At 72.7% G+C, this 17,885-nt stretch carries 18 protein-coding genes and 1 riboswitch; of the genes, 3 read left to right on the top strand and 15 right to left on the bottom strand.

Annotation, left to right across the window (positions count from 1 at the left end):
• Positions 1-12 precede the first annotated feature (12 nt).
• From DJ010_RS15150 to DJ010_RS15130, 5 genes are all read right to left on the bottom strand, one after another.
• Positions 13-1,305, bottom strand: coding sequence for a C40 family peptidase (locus DJ010_RS15150; RefSeq protein ID WP_109695254.1), 1,293 nt, complete (start codon positions 1,303-1,305; stop codon positions 13-15).
• Positions 1,306-1,450: 145 nt separating this feature from the next.
• Positions 1,451-2,653, bottom strand: coding sequence for a phosphatase PAP2 family protein (locus tag DJ010_RS15145; protein WP_245927592.1), 1,203 nt, complete (start codon positions 2,651-2,653; stop codon positions 1,451-1,453).
• A 10-nt stretch (positions 2,654-2,663) separates the two neighbouring features.
• Positions 2,664-3,701 (bottom strand): ABC transporter ATP-binding protein, encoded by a 1,038-nt coding sequence (locus tag DJ010_RS15140; RefSeq protein WP_109695250.1) that lies wholly within the window; start codon positions 3,699-3,701, stop codon positions 2,664-2,666.
• Positions 3,701-5,371 (bottom strand): ABC transporter permease, encoded by a 1,671-nt coding sequence (locus tag DJ010_RS15135; RefSeq protein WP_245927590.1) that lies wholly within the window; start codon positions 5,369-5,371, stop codon positions 3,701-3,703. The genes DJ010_RS15140 and DJ010_RS15135 overlap by 1 nt, the downstream gene beginning before the upstream one ends.
• Entirely contained in the window at positions 5,368-6,426 is a 1,059-nt protein-coding gene (locus tag DJ010_RS15130) for a thiamine ABC transporter substrate-binding protein (protein ID WP_109695248.1), read from the bottom strand. Before DJ010_RS15130 ends, DJ010_RS15135 begins: the two co-directional genes overlap by 4 nt.
• A riboswitch (TPP riboswitch) is annotated at positions 6,420-6,528 on the bottom strand. It overlaps the preceding gene by 7 nt.
• A gap of 27 nt (positions 6,529-6,555) precedes the next feature.
• Here DJ010_RS15130 and DJ010_RS15125 point away from each other — a divergent pair.
• Positions 6,556-7,002, top strand: coding sequence for a GNAT family N-acetyltransferase (locus DJ010_RS15125; RefSeq protein ID WP_109695246.1), 447 nt, complete (start codon positions 6,556-6,558; stop codon positions 7,000-7,002).
• Here the strand turns inward: DJ010_RS15125 and DJ010_RS15120 are convergent.
• Positions 6,986-7,636: an NAD(P)-dependent oxidoreductase gene (locus DJ010_RS15120; RefSeq protein ID WP_109695244.1), complete on the bottom strand. Its 651-nt coding sequence runs from the start codon at positions 7,634-7,636 to the stop codon at positions 6,986-6,988. The two genes, DJ010_RS15125 and DJ010_RS15120, sit on opposite strands and share 17 nt — an antisense overlap.
• Before the next feature lie 117 nt (positions 7,637-7,753).
• On the opposite strand from DJ010_RS15120, the gene DJ010_RS15115 reads away from it, so the two are divergent.
• Positions 7,754-8,698, top strand: coding sequence for an AraC family transcriptional regulator (locus tag DJ010_RS15115; protein ID WP_109695242.1), 945 nt, complete (start codon positions 7,754-7,756; stop codon positions 8,696-8,698).
• On the opposite strand, the gene DJ010_RS15110 is transcribed toward DJ010_RS15115, so the two are convergent.
• From DJ010_RS15110 to DJ010_RS15095, 4 genes are read right to left on the bottom strand one after another with little or no spacing between them, the layout of a single operon-like run.
• On the bottom strand, positions 8,680-9,756 hold the full coding sequence (locus DJ010_RS15110) for an MBL fold metallo-hydrolase (protein WP_109695240.1): 1,077 nt from the start codon (positions 9,754-9,756) through the stop codon (positions 8,680-8,682). The two genes, DJ010_RS15115 and DJ010_RS15110, sit on opposite strands and share 19 nt — an antisense overlap.
• Before the next feature lie 9 nt (positions 9,757-9,765).
• Entirely contained in the window at positions 9,766-10,617 is an 852-nt protein-coding gene (locus DJ010_RS15105; RefSeq protein WP_109695238.1) for an SDR family oxidoreductase, read from the bottom strand.
• Entirely contained in the window at positions 10,614-11,735 is a 1,122-nt protein-coding gene (locus DJ010_RS15100; protein ID WP_109695236.1) for an NAD(P)H-dependent amine dehydrogenase family protein, read from the bottom strand. The genes DJ010_RS15105 and DJ010_RS15100 overlap by 4 nt, the downstream gene beginning before the upstream one ends.
• A gap of 45 nt (positions 11,736-11,780) precedes the next feature.
• Positions 11,781-12,971 carry an oxidoreductase gene (locus DJ010_RS15095; protein WP_109695234.1) on the bottom strand — a complete coding sequence of 397 codons (1,191 nt, stop codon included), beginning with the start codon at positions 12,969-12,971 and terminating at the stop codon, positions 11,781-11,783.
• A gap of 48 nt (positions 12,972-13,019) precedes the next feature.
• Here DJ010_RS15095 and DJ010_RS15090 point away from each other — a divergent pair, with 48 nt between their 5' ends.
• Entirely contained in the window at positions 13,020-13,742 is a 723-nt protein-coding gene (locus DJ010_RS15090) for a hypothetical protein (protein ID WP_109695232.1), read from the top strand.
• A 4-nt stretch (positions 13,743-13,746) separates the two neighbouring features.
• Here the strand turns inward: DJ010_RS15090 and DJ010_RS15085 are convergent, their stop codons facing one another.
• From DJ010_RS15085 to nth, 5 genes are read right to left on the bottom strand one after another with little or no spacing between them, the layout of a single operon-like run.
• Positions 13,747-14,517 carry an enoyl-CoA hydratase/isomerase family protein gene (locus DJ010_RS15085; protein ID WP_109695230.1) on the bottom strand — a complete coding sequence of 257 codons (771 nt, stop codon included), beginning with the start codon at positions 14,515-14,517 and terminating at the stop codon, positions 13,747-13,749.
• Positions 14,514-15,698 (bottom strand): MarP family serine protease, encoded by a 1,185-nt coding sequence (locus tag DJ010_RS15080; protein WP_109695228.1) that lies wholly within the window; start codon positions 15,696-15,698, stop codon positions 14,514-14,516. The genes DJ010_RS15085 and DJ010_RS15080 overlap by 4 nt, the downstream gene beginning before the upstream one ends.
• Complete coding sequence (locus DJ010_RS15075; protein WP_109695226.1) at positions 15,698-16,489, bottom strand: NUDIX hydrolase; 792 nt, start codon at positions 16,487-16,489, stop codon at positions 15,698-15,700. The genes DJ010_RS15080 and DJ010_RS15075 overlap by 1 nt, the downstream gene beginning before the upstream one ends.
• On the bottom strand, positions 16,486-17,085 hold the full coding sequence (locus DJ010_RS15070; protein WP_109695224.1) for a TlpA family protein disulfide reductase: 600 nt from the start codon (positions 17,083-17,085) through the stop codon (positions 16,486-16,488). Before DJ010_RS15070 ends, DJ010_RS15075 begins: the two co-directional genes overlap by 4 nt.
• A complete protein-coding gene (gene nth, locus DJ010_RS15065) occupies positions 17,082-17,798 on the bottom strand; it encodes an endonuclease III (protein ID WP_109695222.1) in 717 nt (238 codons plus the stop codon). The genes DJ010_RS15070 and nth overlap by 4 nt, the downstream gene beginning before the upstream one ends.
• Positions 17,799-17,885: the final 87 nt, after the last annotated feature.

Here is a 17,885-nt window from a genome sequence, read left to right as displayed (position 1 = left end):
GCAACCTACTGGCTACGGCCTGGCGTAGTGCGTAGGAGGGATCCAGTAGTACATGGACTCCTCCGTCACCGGCCGGCCGGTGCGCGGGGCGTGGATGATCCGGCCGTCCCCGACGTAGAGCGCGACGTGGTAGATCGAGCTCGCGCTGCTCGAGGAGCCCCAGAAGACCAGGTCCCCGGGCTTCAGCTCGGCCGCCGAGATCGGGGTCGACTGCTCGTACTGGGCCACGGAGTAGTGCGGGAGCGACTTCCCGCCGGCCGCCCAGGCAGCCATCGTCAGGCCCGAGCAGTCCCACGAGCCCGGGCCGGCGGCGGCCCACACGTAGGGCTCGCCGAGCTGGGCGCGGGCGAACGCGATCGCCGCCGACGCACCGCCCAGGTCGCTGGGCGGGGGCGTGGGGTCGGGGTCTGCGTCGGTGTCCGGCTGCTGCTCGGGCTGCTGCTCCGGCTGCTCCTGCTGCTCCTGCTGCTCCTGCTGCTCCTGCTCGGCCTGCTCCTCGGCCTGCTGCTGTGCCTCCAGCTCGGCCTGTTCCTCGGCGAGCTGTTGGGCCTCGAGCTCGGCCTGCTGCTGGGCCTGCAGCTCCAGCGCGGCCTGGCGCTCCTCGGCGAGCGCGACGCTGACGCCCTCGAGCCGGGCCAGCCGGCGCAGCAGACGGGTCTTCTCCGCCCGGACGCTCTCCACGGCCGAAGCCGCGGCCGCGACGGCGTCCTCGGCGTCCTGCTTGGCCAGCTCGGCGTCGGCTGCTGCGTCCGCGGCGTCGGCCGCGGCGTCCTCGGCCGCTTCCTCGGCGTCGGCGGCCTCCTCCGCAGCGGCCTCGTAGGCGGTGCGCTTCTCCTCGAACTCGGCCTGGACGATCTCGGAGGTCGCGTCGCGGTCGAGCAGCGACGGCAGCCCGTCGGCGTCGAGCATCGCGTTGAACGCGGCGAGGTCGGGGTTGCTGCCGACGAAGGTGGTCAGGACGGCGCCGCGGTAGTCGCGCTTCACGACCGCGAGGGCGCGTGCCGCACGGCGGGCCTCCTGGGCGGCCTGCCGCTCGGCCCTGCGCGCCTCGGCGAGCCGGTAGCGCGCGCCGTTGTAGGCCTCGGAAGCCTGTTGCGCGGCGACGGCCGCCGCCTCGAGGCTCGCGTTGGCCTCGTCGATCCGGGCCTGGATCGCGCCGACGTCGTCGGCGGCGGCATCGGCCCGGCGCTCCGCCTCACGGACGTCGCTGCGCGAGGGGACCGACGGGTCCGAGGGGTCGGCGCTCGCGGGAGCGGTGATCAGCACGAGCGCGAGCAGGGCGGTCCCGACGACGGGGCGGCGCACAGGAGTCTCCTCCGGTCAGCGGACAGGCAACTCGGAGCACGCTAGTGCGCATTCGTCACAAAAGAAACAAAAACCTCAAGAAACTCAGAAGTCACCGGCGTGTCGGCTTGCGAACTACACCGGTGTAGTTCTCGGGCCGCTCCGCTCAGTGCTTCTCGACGGGCACCTTGGAGGTGGTCGTGGTGGGGTGCGATCCCGTCCCGCGGTCGAACTTCTGCCCGCTCGCGAGGCCACCGACGTAGAAGGAGAAGACCGCGATCGCGATGCCGGCGATGTCGTCGGCGACGTAGTGCCAGCCGAAGTAGAGGGTGGCGATCACGGTGAGACCGGCGTTGACCCAGAAGACCCACTTCAGGATCGTCGAGCGCACGGTGTACTGCACCATCAGCGCCCACAGCACGGTGATCGTGACGTGCAGGCTGGCGAAGCCCGCGACCGAGTTCAGCGCACCCTCGACCAGCGGGTCGTAGAGCACGCCCGCCCGGCCGTTGGTGATCGACTCCATCAGGTCGGTGGTGGGTGTCTTGGTGAGGACCTCGTACTCCGCCTGGTACTCGATCCCGGGACCCAGGGTCGGCAGCAGGTAGTAGGAGATGGTGCCGAGCGTCCAGGCGACCACCTGCGAGGTCACGAACCAGTAGCCGAAGGAGACGTTGCGCGACCACACCAGCCAGACGACGACGAGCAGGATCACCAGCGGCAGGTAGGTCAGGTAGACCTGGCTGAGGACGTGCGCACTGATCGTCGTGCCGAAGACGGCGTGCAGGACGTCGGAGGGGTCGTGCCCGAAGAACAGCACCCGGTCCATCACGTGCAGCTCGCGGTCGTAGGACAGCGCCTTCACGTGGCCCGGCTCCCGGTCGGGGTCGGGACGCACGAACGGCAGGTCGGACTTGAGGTTCCGGTAGCAGACGTAGGTCAGGTAGAAGAACAGCGTGCCCAGCACGACCAGCCGGGTGCGCTCACCGGTCCAGTGGGTTCGCCGCCGGTCGCCGGCGAGCGTCCGGAACAGCGCGAACCGCGAGGTGCCGTCGTCGGTGTCCGGGTCGCGGCGCGCGAACAGCTCGCGGCGACGCGTGATCAGGGTGCCGACGGCCAGGTCGACCGCGAACGCGGCCCCGAGCACGGTCAGCGCCCGGAGGCAGACGTCGACGACCATCACGACGTTGAGCAGCGCGATGCTGCTCGGCACCGCGCCGAGCATCTCCAGCAGCCAGGTCAGCGACGGACCGAGCAGCTTGCCCTCGGGCTCGATCGGGACCCGGTCGTACTTGAAGGTGACGAAGACCATCCACGCCCAGGTCGCCACCGCCGTGCCGATCAGGAGCGTATAGGCGCGGCGGTACACCCGAGGGATTCTAGGCAGTCGCCGTCGGAGGGAGTACAGCGAGGCGGGCGGGATCGACCCGCAGCACCACGCGGTCGCCCGGCGCAGGGAGCCAGCCGGGTGCGCCGACGGCGTCCACCTCGCCCACGCCGTCGGCGTCGACGACGAGCCGCACCTCGTCGGGAGTGGCGCGTACGGCGCGCACCGTCGCGGTCAGGCCGCGAGGGTCGGCCTCGAGCGGGTCGGCGCGCCGCGCGGCCAGCGCGGACCGCCGGACGGCGATCGCGGGGGCGGGCGGCCGGTCGGCCGCGGCCAGCACCGCCCGGGCGGCATCGCCCTCGAGGATCCGGGCGTAGCCGAGGAACAAGGCGGTCGCGGCGTCGGCGGGGCGGGCCCACACCTCCTCGGTCGTGCCGTGCTGGACGACCGATCCCTCCCGCATCACCGCCAGCCGGTCCGCGACGGCGAACGCCTCCTCCTGGTCGTGCGTCACCAGCAGCGCCGTCGTGCCCGCCTCCGTGAGGATCCGCCGCAGGTCGGCGCCCAGCCGCACCCGCAGCTCGGCGTCGAGGGCCGAGAGCGGCTCGTCGAGCAGCAGCAGCCGCGGCTCGGCCGCCAGCGAGCGGGCGAGCGCGACCCGCTGACGCTCCCCACCCGACAGCGTGCGGGGCAGGCGCTCGCCGTACCCCGCCAGGCCGACCAGGTCGAGCAGCTCGTCGACCCGGCGGCGCGATGCAGCGCGCCCCTGTCGGTCGAGCCTGTCGAGACCCAGCCGGAGCGCGTAGCCGACGTTGCGGGCGACGGTCAGGTGGTCGAAGAGCTGGCCGTCCTGGAACATCAGCGCGAATCCGCGGCGGTGGGTCGGGACGCCGGCGAGGTCGTGGTCGTCCCACCGGACCCTGCCACCGGCCAGCGGCTCGAGGCCGGCGACCGCGCGCAGCAGCGACGACTTGCCGCTGCCCGAGGGTCCGAGCACGGCGAGCACGTGGCCGTCGTCGACGCGCAGGTCGACCCGGTCGACGGCCGGGTGCGGGCCGAAGCGGACGGTGAGCCGTTCGACGGAGAGCATCAGAACACTCCTACTCCGGGGACGCGCAGTCGCTCGACCACCAGGATCACCAGCGCGGTGGCGGCGGCGAGCACGACGGACGCGGCCATGGCGGTGCCGTAGTTCAGCGCGCCGGGGCTGCCGATCAGCCGGTAGATCACGACCGGCAGCGTCGGCACCTGGGCGCGGACGATGAAGGACGTCGCGCCGAACTCGCCGAGGGAGACGGCGAACGCGAAGCCGGCGGCGGCGAGCAGCGGCCGCCACAGCACGGGTACGTCGACGGTCAGCGCCGCACGCAGCGGGCCCGCGCCCAGCGACGCCGCGGCCTGCCGCTGCCGGTCGTCGATGCCCTGCAGCACCGGCACCAGCACCCGCACCACCAGCGGGAGGGCCACCAGGGCCTGGGCGACCGGCACCAGCACCGGGCTCGAGCGCAGGTCGAGCGGCGGGTCGTCGAGGGTGATGAGGAAGCCGAAGCCGAGCGTCACCGCGGAGACCCCGAGCGGCAGCATGAAGAGGCCGTCGAAGGCGCTGCGGACCCGTGCCTCGGTGCGGCCGCGGGTCCGACGGGTCACCACGACCGCGACGAGCAGGCCGAGCAGCAGCGCCATCCAGGTGGCGTCGACGGCGATGCGCAGGGAGTTGGTGAGCGCCTCGGCCACCGAGACCCGGAGCAGGCCGCCGTCCATCCCGGACGCGCCCGCGTCCTCGCCGCTGCCCTGCAGGGCCCGGTAGTGCGCCAGCGTCCACGCACCGTCCTGCCTCAGCGAGCCGACGACCAGGGTGACCACCGGAGCGGCTACGGCGAGCAGCACCAGCCCGGTCGCGACCAGGGCAGGAACGTCCTGGCGTCGCGGCCGGGCGGGGGCGGACCGCGCGCGTCGTACGGTCGGGTCCGGGACGGCGCGCAACCGCGCCGCGACCGCCAGCAGCGCCACGACCGCGGCCAGCTGGACCAGCGACAGCGCCGCCGCTGCCTGGTACTCCACAGTGCCGGTGATGGCGCCGGTGGTGAGCAGGTAGATCTCGGTCTCGACCGAGGAGTAGCGGGTGCCGCCGAGCAGGAGCACGACGCCGAAGCCGGTCGCGCAGAAGAGGAACACCACCGCGGCGGCGGACACGATCGCCGGGCGGAGGGCCGGGAAGGTCACCGTGCGCAGCACGTGGAAGGGCGAGGCGCCCAGGCCCGCCGCCGCCTCTGCCGGGCGCCGGTCGAGGCTCTCCCACGCGGTGCCGACGGTGCGGATGACCACGGCGACGTTGAAGAAGACCAGCCCGACCAGGATCGCGACCGGTGAGCCGTCGATGCCGAGGAACCCCAGCGGTCCGGACTCGGCCACCAGCTCGCGGATGGCGATGCCGACGACGACCGTCGGCAGCACGAACGGGACGAGCAGCGCGGCCCGGACCGCACTGCGGAGCGGGAGGTCGAGACGGTGCAGGACGTAGGCGGCCGGCAGCCCGAGCACGACGGCGACGACCGTGGACACGGTGCTCGTCCAGAGCGTGAACCAGACGACCCGCAGGGTCCGCTCGCGACCGATGACCTCGACCATCGCGCCCGGGTCGAAGCTGCCGTCGGGCCACAGCCCGCGCTCGACCATGCCCCACACCGGGAGCAGGAAGAAGACCGCCAGGACCGCGGTGGGCACCGCGGCCAGGGCGAGCAGGCCGGCGGTGCGCCTCACCCGGAGGCGAGTTCCGTCCACGCGCCCAGCCAGTCACGGCGGTTCTCGGAGATCTCCTCGGGCGCGACCTCGATCGGCGCGGTCGGCTGCTGGGCGAAGTCCGCCCACTCCGGCGGCAGCGGGGCCTCGGCGTCGACCGGGAAGACGTACATGCTGGTCGGCAGCGCCTGCTGCACCTCCCGGCTGAGCAGGAAGTCGACGACCTGCTCGGCGCCCGCGGGGTTGGCGGCGCCCTCGAGCACGCCGGCGTACTCGACCTGACGGAAGCAGGTGTCGAGCAACGCGGTCGTCGAGCTCTCGCCGCCCTTGACGGTGTAGGCCGGCGAGGTGTCGTAGGACAGCACGATCGGCCGGTCGCCACCGGAGTAGGAGAAGTCGACGTAGTAGGCGTCCTCCCAGCCCTTGACGACCTTCGCCCCGTTGGCGAGCAGGTCGCGCCAGTAGTCCTGCCACGCGTCGCCGTACCGGCCGATGGTCGCGAGCAGGAACGCGAGGCCGGGCGTGCTCGTCGTCGCCGACGGCGTCACGAACAGGTCGCGGTAGGCGGGGTCGGTCAGGTCGTCGAGGGTGGCGGGCGGCTCGAGTCCCTCCTTCTCGAACCAGACGGTGTCGACGTTGACGCAGACGCTGGCGTTGTCCACCGGCGTCAGCACGCCGTCGTCGTCCCCGGGCAGGAGGTACTGCTCGGCGCCCTCGGGGAGGTCGGCGTCGTACGGCGCGAAGACGTCCTCCTCGAGCGCGGCGCCCGCGAAGGTGTTGTCGACGCCGAACGCGACGTCCCCGATCGGGTCGCCCTGGGTGACGGTGAGCTTGCTGGTGAGCTCGCCGCCGTCACCGGCGGGCGCGTGGGTGAGCGTGCAGCCGGACTCCTCCTCGAACGCCCGGACCACCTTCCCGGGGAGGTCGAAGGAGTCGTGGGTGACGAGGACGACCTCGCCGCACTCGCCGGGTGCGGCGTCGCTCGTGTCGTCGTCCTCGGAGGCGAGCGAGCAGCCCGCCAGGGCGGTGGTGGTCAGTGCGGTCGCCGTCAGTGCGGCCGCTGCGCGGGAACGCATCGGTTCGGACTCCCTTCGCCGGTGCTAACCGGAGCAGGTTCGGAGGGTCTGCGGGCCTGCCCGCACTCTCAGCACGCAACTCGTGCTCCCCTGTCTTTCGCCTCCCAATGTAGGCCCTACGGTGAGCGCATGGAGATCCGGGTCGCCCCGTTCGCCGGCCTCACGGCCGCCGAGGTGCACGACCTGGCCCGGCTGCGCCAGGACGTCTTCGTCGTGGAGCAGGCCTGCCCCTACCCCGACCTCGACGGCCGGGACACCGAGCCGGGCACCGCCCACGTGCTGCTGACGGACGGGGCCGCACTGGTCGGCTGCGCCCGCGTGCTCGACGACTCGACGGCGTGGCGGGTCGGCCGGGTCGCGCTGGCGCCGGCAGCGCGCGGACGGGGTCTCGCCGACGGGCTGATGGAGGCCGCGCTCGACCACTGCCGGCACGCCGGGCCCGGCCGCGACGTCGTGCTCGACGCGCAGACGCCGCTGACCGGTTGGTACGGCGGCTTCGGCTTCGCCACCGACGGCGAGGAGTTCCTCGAGGACGGCATCCCGCACACGCCGATGCGGCTCAGCTCGACACGCTGAGCGTCTGCCCGATCGTCGCCGGGTCGGGGACGGCAGCGGCGAAGACCCGCGCCACCTGACCGCGAGCGACGTGCATGCCGAGCCGACGGTCGTCGGTGTCGACGTGCGCCGGCGCGCTCGTCTCCTCGTCGGTCAGCGCGACCGGCCGCACCAGCGTCCAGTCGAGGCCGCTCTCGCGGACCAGCTGCTCCTGGACGGCGGTGTCCCGGATCTGCGGGCGCAGGAGCAGGGCGAAGACCAGCTTCCACTGCAGGTTCAGGGAGCGCCGGCCACCGCCGAGGCCGTACGTCGACTGCACGGCCAGCCGCCGGATGCCCGCCTCGCGCATCGCCTCCACGACGCGGCGGGTGCCCTGCGACCGGATGTCGAGCGCGGTGCTCGCGCGCCGCAGGTACTGCACCCGCACCGGGTTGTCGCTGATGCCGAGGGTCACCACCACGGCGTCCTGTCCGACCATCGCCTTGCCGAGGTCGTCGCGGTCCAGCACGTCGCCGTCGACGGTGACCACCTCCTCGCCGTACCCGGCGCTGCTCGCCGTCCGCGCGAACGCCGTGACCCGGTGCCCCTCGGCCACCAGCGCCTCGACGACGGCGGCGCCGCTGCCCCTGCTCGCACCTACCACCAGAATGTTCATGTCGGTTCCTCTCGTCGAGTCGGTTGCTTCTCTGCCACCACCCTCCGCCGTGCGCTCTGGACGAACAATGCCCATGAGGCGTAATTTCTTGCTCATTCGTCCACGACGGAGGTGCACATGAGCGACGACGTCCTCACCGAGGCGCTGGGGCAGTTCGGCATGACCGGCGTCTTCTACTGCGTCTCCGACCTGGCCGCGCCCTGGGGCATCGACATGCCGCCGATGCCCGGCACCGTGCTGTTCCACCTGGTGGCGACGGGCAGCGCCGTGCTCGAGGTCGACGCCGAGCAGGTGACGATGGGTCCCGGCGACGTCGTCCTCGTGCCCCGCGGCACCGGGCACGTCGGCTACTCCGACGCCGACGCACCCCGCACCCCGCTGTTCGACGTCCCGCGGCTGGAGCAGACCGACCGCTTCGAGCGGATCAGGATCGACGGGGGCGGGACGCCGACCACCCTGGTGTGCGGCGCGCTGGAGTTCACCGACCTCGCCGTCGGCCGGCTGATGGCCAGCCTCCCGCCGGTCCTCCACGCCGGCTCCGGAGGACGCGGCACCTGGCTGCGCTCGACGATCGAGCTGATGGCGGAGGAGGCCCGGTCACCGCTGGCCGGGAGCTCGGTGGTCACCACCCGGCTGGCCGACGTCCTCGTCGTGCACGCGGTGCGCGAGTGGCTGCGGGCCAGTGCACCCGAGCGCGGCTGGGTCGCGGCCGTCCGGGACCCGCACCTCGGGCGGGCGATCGGCGCCTTCCACGCCGATCCCGGCCGGGCATGGGACCTCCCGGCGCTGGCGGCTGCGGCAGGGATGTCGCGCTCCGCGTTCGCCGCGCACTTCGTCGCGGTGCTGGGCGAGACCCCGATGGCCTACGTCGCCTCCTGGCGGATGGACCTCGCGGCGCAGCTCGTCGAGGCCGGCGGCCTGAGCCTGGCCGCGGTCGCGGAGCGGGTGGGTTACCGGTCGGAGGCGGCGTTCAACCGCGCGTTCCGGCGCGCGCACGGCTGCACGCCCGGGGCGTGGCGGCGACGCTCCCCGCTCGCCGCGGTTCAGTCGGCGACGGCGTAGCGGACACCCTCGTCGGTCTCGGAGCAGGTGGCCTGACCGCGGGCGACGAGGAGGTCGAGGTGGGCCTTGGTCTCCATCGCCGCCATCCCCTTGTTGAAGAGGTCGAGCTCGTCGTAGCTGCGCTCGTGACGAGTCCAGCCGAGGTCGGTCGCCACGACCGCGGCGACCGTCGCGCCGCGCGAGCGCAACGAGGCCACGCACTGGTCGAGCCGCTCCTCGTGGTGGGCGAGGAGCTCGTCGACCCGGGCGTGGGAGGAGGGCGCGACCGGCCCGTGCGCCGGGAGGATGCGGAGGTCGGGGAGGCTGCGGACCTTGGTCAGCGAGGCCATGAAGTGGCCGAGCGGGTCGGGCTCGGGCGGGACCGTGAAGCCGATCGACGGCGTGATCGTCGGCAGCACGTGGTCACCGGCGAACAGCAGGCCGTCGGCGCGGTCGGCGTAGACGTAGTGGCCCGGAGTGTGGCCGGGGGTGTGGACCGCGTCGATGGTGCGCCGGCCGACGTCGATCGCGACGTCGCCGTCGAGCCAGGTGTCGGGGTATGCCCAGTCGACCGGGTCGGGGAGGTCCTCCACGCGCCGGCCGAGCTCCCACGCCGCGGCGACTTCGAGCGCGCCGGCCGAGCGGAGCACGCCGGCGAACGGGTTGCTGCCGGCGTAGTCACCGCGGCCGGCCGCGTGCAGCAGGTCGAGCCCGGGCCGCTCCGGGAGCCCGAGCGTCACGTCGGCGCCGTACTCGTGGCCGAGGACGGTGGCCAGCGTGTAGTGGTCGCGGTGGATGTGGGTGACGAGGAACCGCTGGATGTCCTCGAAGCCGTAGCCGATCGAGCGCAGGCACTTGTCGAGCAGCTCGCGGGCGACCGGGATCGCCCAGCCGCCGTCGATCAGCGTCGGGCCGTCCTCGCCGGCCACGACGTAGACGTTGACGGCCTTGAGCCCGTCCATCGGCAGGGGCAGCGGGATCCGGTGGATGCCGGGGGCCACCTCCCAGGCTCCCTCGGCCGCCCAGTGCTCACCGGAGTCGGGCGAGACGGCGACACCGGTGCTGACTCCTCCGCTCATCCGCGCACCCTACTGAGACGGGTGGTCGCCGCTCGTCGCCTGCCCCGGTTCCAGGTCGGGCAGCCCGAGATCGAGGTTGGGCGCCAGCAGGCCGCCGTCGACCTCGAGCATCTTGCCGGTGACGTACTGGCCCGCCCGCGACGACAGGTACACGACCGCGGCGGCGATGTCCTCGGCCTCGCCGATCCGGCCGAGCGGCGTCGCCTCCTCCATCTGGTGCTTGGTCTCCGGCACGCCGGCCACGAACTCGAGCGCGCTCGTCATCACCGACCCGACGTAGACGCCGTTGACACGGATCCGCGGCGCCAGGTCGGAGGCGGCCAACCGGGACCAGTGGGCCAGTGCCGCCTTCGCCGTGCCGTAGGCGAGGTAGCCGCGGCCCGACGAGCGGCCCATCATCGAGCTGATGGTGACGACCGACTTCTGGCGGTGCTCCTCCGGGTCGCCGACCGAGGCCAGCATCAGCGGCACGGCGGCACGGGTGAGCGCGTGCGCCGTGCTGACGTTGAAGTGGAACGCCTCGTCCAGGTAGGCCACGTCGGTGTCGAGGAACGCGTTGGGGATGGTGCCGCCGACGTTGTTGACGACGACGTCGAGCCGGCCGAACTCGTCGTACGCCGCTCGAGCGAGGCCGGCGGCGGCGTCGGTGTGCGCGAGGTTGGCGGGTACGACGAGCGCGCGCCGCCCGGTCGCCCGGACCTGCTCGGCGACGCCCTCGAGCTGGGCCTCGGTGCGCGAGGAGATCAGCACGTCCGCGCCGGCCTCCGCCAGCGCGACGGCCGTCGCCGCGCCGATGCCGCGCCCCGCGCCGGTGACGATCGCGACGTGGTCGGCGAGGCGGAACCGGTCGAGGATGCTCATGCGCCAGCCTCGGCGGCCGAGCCTGTCGAGACCAGGCCCCGGCCGGTGACCAGCGGCAGGTCGAGCGCGGTGACCAGGCCCGGCTCGGCGGCGACGACCGCCGGGACGGAGTTCACCAGCCGCTGCGCGGTGATGATCATGCCGGAGACGTTGTGGTCGCCGTGCTCGCCGTGGTGGGTGTACTCCAGCTTCATGCACGGCTCACCAGTGATCTCGACGCGGTAGCAGCCGTCGCCCTCGTTGGGGGTCGGCCAGTCCGGCTCGGCGGAGGCGTCGGTGCGGGTGACGTGCTCGAGGGTGACCCGCGGGACGCCGTCGACGGTGCCGACGACCCGGAAGCGCACCGAGCCCATCGTGCCCGCCGCGATGTCGCCCGAGACGCTCGCGACGTCGCGCGGGGCGGGGCGGCGCTCGACCTCCTCGACCAGCGGCTCGTCGAGGGTGACGCCGAGGCCGTCGGCGATCAGCCGCACGACCGGGCCCCAGGCGGTGGTGAGGATGCCCGGCTCCCACAGCAACGCCTTGAAGTCCATCGGCTGGCCGAAGCCGAACAGGTCGTTCATCACGACCGGCTGGTAGTAGGTGGAGTAGTCCGCGATCTCGCTGACCTTCACGTGGTCGATCCGCTGGCTGAGGCTGGTCAGCACCAGCGGCAGCACGTCGTTGGCGAAGCCCGGGTCGATGCCGTTGACGTAGAGCGAGGCGCCGCCGTACCGGCCCGCCTCGTCGATGCCGGCCATCATCTCGTCGGGAAGGGTGCCGCGCTTGTGCAGCAGGATCACCGGTCCGCTCGACACCACGTTGACACCGTCGCGGATGAAGCCGGTCAGGTCGTCGATCGACTCGAACACCCGGTCGTCGGTCATGGCGCCGTGCAGGATGCAGTCGGGGCCGAGCGCGACCAGCTCGTCCCGGTCGGTCGTGGCCGTGACGCCGAGCTCGCGCCCCAGCCCGGCCAGCTCGCCCGCGTCGACGCCGGCCTTGGCCTCGGTCGACGTCCAGACGCCGACCAGCTCGAGGTCGGGGTGCCGGTCGACGCCGGCGATCAGGTACCTGCCAATCGTCCCGGTGGACCAGACGACGACACGAAGGGGCTTCTCGGGGATCACCTGCGACATGCGGGCAACAGTAGAACAGGTTCTAGTTTCTGGGTAGCGGTTCGGCTACTGGATGCGGATCGCCTCTTCCGGCGCCCACTCCACGCACCGGGTGCCGGAGTAGATGGTCGGCATGCAGCGGTTGCAGTGGATGCAGATGCCCTGCGTCGCCGTGCCGGCCTGAAGCTTGTTGACCAGGTCGGGCTCCCGGAGGACGGCCCGGCCCATCGCGACCAGGTCGAAGCCGTCGGCCATCGCCTGCTCCATGGTCTCCAGCCGGTTGATACCGCCGAGCAGCATCAGGGGCATCGCGAGCTCCTTGCGGAACTGCAGCGCCTTCTCCTTGAAGTAGGCCTCCTCGAAGGCGTAGCGCTTCATGAACCCGCGCCCGACCGGGGTCTTCATCCCCCACCGCACGATCGCCGGCATCGCGGCGGCGAACTCCTCGACCGGGGTGTCGCCGCGGAACAGGTACATCGGGTTCATCAGCGACGAGCCGCCCGAGAGCTGGAGCGCGTCGAGGTGGCCGTCGGCCTCCAGCAGCTGCGCGAACGCGACACCCTCCTCGGTGGTCACCCCGCCGCGGAACCCGTCGGAGACCGAGACCTTCGCGGTCAGGGCGACGGCGTCACCGACCTCCTCGCGGACGGCGCGCGCGACCTGCCGGGCGAGCTTCGCCCGTCGCTCGAGCGGTCCGCCCCAGCGGTCCTTGCGGCGGTTGAGGCCGGGGGCGAGGAAGGAGGAGATCAGGTAGCTGTGCGCCATGTGCAGCTCGAGCACGTCGAAGCCGGCGCGCACCAGCACCCGGGCCGCGTCGACGTACGCCCTGGTCACGCGCGTCAGGTCCTGCTCGGTCGCGGCCCTGATCATCTGCATCGACAGCGGGCTCGGCATCGAGCTGGCCGCGATCGCGTGGACGCCGTTGGAACGGCCGTTGGCGACCGGGCCGGCGTGACCGACCTGACCGGCGACCGCGGCACCCTCCTCGTGGACCGCCGCCGTGAGCCGCGCGAGGCCGGCCAGGGAGTGCTCCCCGACGACGATCTGCTCGGCGTGGGTGCGACCCTCCGGCGCGACTGCCAGGTAGGCCACCGTCGTCAGGCCGATGCCGCCGCGGGCCGGCGCGAGGTGGTAGTCGATGAGCGCGTCGGTGACCTGGCCGTCCGGCGCCCGGCCCTCGAACGTCGCCGCCTTGACGGTCCGGTTGCGCAGGCGGACGGGGCCGAGGTCGACGGGCGTGAAGACGGTAGGTTCCACCACCGAACTGTAACCTGTTCTAGTTGTCGACCGTGGTTGGATGCAGCCGTGACTCGTGCCTCCGCCCCCGTCGCCGCGCTCGTCCTCGTCGTGCTCACCGTCGCGGCGGGATGCACTGACACCGATTCCGACGCGGAGGACACCGACGAGCCGGTCGGCGCACTGACCTCCGAGCAGATCGCGACGGCGGTGCTCCAGCCCGAGAACCTCGGCGACGGCTGGGAGTCCGCGCCGGCCGCCGAGGACGAGGACGGCACCGCCCCGGGCTGCCTGGCCGATCTCGAGGCGCTCACCGACCAGCTCGAAGCCGAGGAGCAGGGTGGCACCGAGTTCACCTTCGGCGAGGTCCTCACCGTCGAGAGCACCGTCTCCGCCTACGCCGACGAGACCCAGATCAAGGCGATCTTCGACCAGGTGCAGACCGTCGCCGCCGCCTGCACCGGCGTCACCGGCACCGACGACGACGGCAACGAGTGGAACCTCACGCTGGCCACCAGCGACGACGCGGTCCACGACGACGTCGACGACCAGTACAGCGTGACCGGCAGCGGCACGCTGACCACGCCGAGCGGCGCGGACGTGCAGGTGCACCTCGAGACGACCCAGGTCAGGCTCGGCCCGAACGTCGCCTCGGTCAGCACCTTCGACTTCGAGGAGCGCACCACCGAGCACCAGGCGTGGAGCGAGATCGCGATCGAGCGGTTCGTCGACGTCGCCGAGGGCGAGGAGCCCGAGACCGAGACGGCGCCCGCTCCGGGCGCGGCGGCCTGACCCGTCAGGAGAACTTCGGCGGGCGCTTCTCCAGGAAGGCGGCGATGCCTTCCTGGCCGTTCGGCGAGCCCCCGAGCGCGCTGATCGACTGCGACTCCCGGCGCAGCGCCGCCTCGGGGCCGCTGTCGGCCGCGTCGCGCACCAGCCGCTTGGTCGCCGCGAACGCCTGGGGCGAGCCGGCGAGCAGCGTGGCGACGACCTCGTCGACGGCAGCGGACAGCTCGTCGGCGGCGACGACCCGGGCGACCAGGCCGGCGTCGGCGGCCTCCTGCGCGGTGAGCAGGTCGCCGAGCAGGGCGAGCCGCAGCACTCGGTGCAGCCCGAGGCTGTGCACGAGCAGGCTGCCGCCGCCGTCCGGGCTGAGCCCGACCCGGGCGTAGGCCAGGCTGAACTTCGCGGTGTCGGCGGCGAGGACGATGTCGGCGGCCGCGGCCAAGGGGAACCCGATGCCGGCGGCGGTGCCGTGGACGACGCTGACGACGATCGCCTCGCCGCGCACCAGCTCGGTGATCACCCGGTGCGCACCCTCGGCGAGCTCGAGCAGCAGGGCGCTGGTGTCGTCGGCGTCGGCGAACGCGCTGAGGTCGCCGCCCACCGAGAAGAAGCGGCCCTCGGCGGCCAGTACGACGACCCGCGCCCCGTCGGCCTTCGCGCGCAGGACGGCGGCCAGCAGCTGCTCGGCCATCGGCTGGTGCACGGGGTTGCCGCGGTCGCCCTCGACCAGCGTGATGCGAGCGGCGCCCTCGGCGAAGGAGTAGTCAACGTAGGTCGTCACGCCGCACAGTCTTCCGTGTCGACCTCCGACTCGCTGTCGCGGCCCTCGGCCGCGCTCTCGGCGACCTGCTCGGCGGTCAGCGCGTAGCCGGTGTCGGAGTCCTCGACCGATGCGGCGAACACGACCCCCGCGACGTCGCCGTCCGGGGTGATGATCGGACCGCCGGAGTTGCCCGGTCGCACCAGGCCGCGCAGCGAGAAGACCTCGCGCAGCACGGTGCCGGAACCGTAGATGTCGGGCGAGCGCAGGGTGGGGTCGTCGCGGACCCGCCCCGGCTGCACGTCGAACGGCCCGTCCTGCGGGTAGCCCACGATCGCGACCGGGTCCTCGGGGCCCACCGACTCGTCGAACTGCAGCACCGGGGCGTCGCCGGTGTCGACGGCCAGGACGGCGATGTCGAGATCAGGGTCGTAGAGCACCACCCGCGCCAGCTCGGTGCCGCCGTCGATCTCGACCTCGGGGTCGTCGACCCCGGCCACGACGTGGGCGTTGGTCATCACCTTGTCCTGCTCGAAGACGAAGCCGGTGCCCTCCACGCCGCGGCCGCAGTCGTTGGCGCCGCGGATCTTGAGGATGCTGGCCTCGGTCGCGAGGACCTGCGGGTCGTTCTTCAGCCGGTCGGGACCCGGGGCGACGTCGACGATCTGCTCGGGCGAGAACGGCTCGAGGTAGCGCGGGAAGAACCCCATCCCGACCACCTGGTTGAACGCCTGCAGCACCTGCGGCGCCGAGGCAGGCAGCGCGGCGTTGACCTTGCCGAGCACCCAGGACCCGCGGACCTGCTCGGTCACCGCGCCGATGCGGGTGCCGGAGATCGCGTAGCCCAGCGCCCAGGCGACGAGCAGCACCGCGGCCGCGGACAGCGCCGCGCCGCCGACGGCATCGACCGCGCGCACGGGTTGCCAGGTGATCTGCTCACGGACCCGCGCGCCGGCGTACTGCATCAGTGCCTGACCGAGGGACGCACCGAGGATCACGATGAAGAGGGCACCCAGCGAGACGCCGAGCGAGGGATCGGCGCCACCGAGGATCGTCGGCGCCAGCCAGATGCCGAGGAAGCCGCCGACCAGCAGCCCGACCGTGGCGAAGGCGCCGGTCACGAACCCCTGCCAGTAGCCGGAGAGCGCGTAGGCGACGACCAGGAAGACGAGCAGCCAGTCGAGCAGGTTGAGCCCGAGCATCAGGCGTCGCCTCCTCCGTCACGCGCGTCGTCCGGTTCGACCGGTTCGTCCGGTTCCAGGATGTCGAGACTGTCGGGTTCGTCGCCGTCGGACTCGTCGACGCGCCGTCGGTGCTCGGCCAGCATGTAGTCCGGCAGCTCGTGGACCGGCGGCTCGTCGACGGCCGGCAGCCAGCCCAGGAAGTGGAAGAACCGGGTGATGATGCCGCCGGTGAAGCCCCAGAGGATGACGTCGCGTTGCTCGCCGATGAGGAAGCCGGGTCCGGTCCAGCCGCTCGGGTGCCGCACCGCGATCCTCCGGTCGGGGGCGAACAGCTCCTCGAGCACGACGTGGTGGATCTCGTGCACCTCCTCCGGCGAGGCCACCTCGACCGGGTGCGGGTCGCGCCACCACCCGAGCACCGGGGTGACCGCGAAGTTCGACGGCGGCAGCCACAGCTCGGGCAGCGCACCGAAGACCGCGACGCCGGCCGGGTCGACGCCGATCTCCTCCTGCGCCTCGCGCAGCGCCGCCTCCACCGCGGTCTCGCCGGGGTCGATGGTCCCGCCGGGGAACGAGACCTGACCGGGGTGCGAGCGCATGTCGTGGGCGCGCTCGGTGAGCAGCAGGTCGCCGCGACCGTCCTCGGTCTCGCCGAAGAGCATCAGCACCGCGCCCCGGCGCGGGTCCGAGCCCGCCGGCGGGAGGAACGCGGTCAGGTCGCTGCCCTGGATGGCGTTGGCGGCCTCGGCCACCGGCCGCAGCCACTGCGGCAGGTCGTCGGGTACGACGTACGACGGCTGGTCGGTCACGAGGACGTCCGCTCGATCTCGACGTCGAGCCACTTCTCGGCCAGCTCCACGATCTCGGCGACCGAGTCGACCCCGCCTGCCTTCAGCTCCACTGCTCCGTCCTCCGTGACGAACGCGAAGACCGGGAGGCCGGCGACGGCCAGGCCCTCCTCCTGGAGCTCGCCGCACGGGTCGGCGTAGGACGGGTAGGTCGCGCCGGTGCGCTGCGCGAGGTCGAGCGCGGCGCCGGGGTAGGTGTCGAGGAAGTCGACGCCGATGACGGGCACCTGCTCGCCGTACTCCTCGGAGAAGGCCTGGAGTGCGGGCATCTCCTTGCGGCACGGGCCGCAGTTGGAAGCCCAGAAGTTCACGATCGCGGGGCCCTGGATCTCCGCGAGCGAGCCCGCCGTGCCGCCGCCGAGGCAGGGGATCTCGACGTCCGGCAGGTCTGCCTCGCCGCCGCCGTCGGGGCAGTCGGCCATCCCGGCCGCGGCCTTCAGGTCACGGAGCTCACCGGTGTCGACGTCGACGTCGCACGCCCCGGCTGCCTGGTCCTGGTCGCAGCCGGTGAGCAGCACCGCGATCGCGAGCAGCGCCGGCGCGGCGGTGCGGATCAATTGGGCCCCTCGGTGCGGACCAGCTTCTCGGCCTCGACGGGGTCGATGGGGCCGGTGCCGTAGGCCGGGCACCAGCGCGCGACCGGGCAGGCGCCGCAGGCCGGCTTCTTGGCGTGGCAGACCCGGCGGCCGTGCCAGATCACGTGATGGCTGAGCATCGTCCAGTCCCGCTTGGGGAAGAGCGCGCCGATGGCGTGCTCGGCCTTCACCGGGTCGGTCTCCTCGGTCCACCCGAACCGGCGGATCAGCCGGCCGAAGTGGGTGTCGACGGTGATCCCCGGGATCCCGAACGCGTTGCCGAGCACGACGTTGGCCGTCTTGCGCCCGACGCCGGGGAGCGTGACCAGCTCCTCGAGCTTGGGCGGCACCTCGCCGTCGTACCGCTCGACGAGCGCGGCGCTGAGCTTGAGCAGGGCCTCGGTCTTGGCCCGGAAGAAGCCGAGCGGGCCGACGATCTGCTCGAGATGGGCGCGGTCGGCCGCGGCCATCGCCTTCGGGTCGGGGTAGGCCGAGAACAAGGTCGGCCGCACCAGGTTGACCCGCTTGTCGGTGGTCTGCGCGCTGAGCACGGTGACGACGAGCAGCTCGAAGGGGTTGTCGAAGTCCAGCTCGCACTTGGCGTCCGGGTAGGTCTGCGCCAGCACCCGGTCGATCTTCCGCGCCCGACGGACGAGGCCGGTGGGAGTCTCGGCCTCCGTGGTGATCGCCCGCACGCGGTCAGCCTACGGGTTGGCGCCGACGACGAGCGGCGGAGCCGTGGCTAGGTGTGACATGGACCACTGGCTAGGATGCGGCTGACG

Source organism: Nocardioides silvaticus, assembly GCF_003160695.1.
Lineage (GTDB): Bacteria > Actinomycetota > Actinomycetes > Propionibacteriales > Nocardioidaceae > Nocardioides > Nocardioides silvaticus.
The sequence above is the reverse complement of the archived record's forward strand: the minus strand, read 5'-3'. Positions and strand labels throughout refer to the sequence as shown.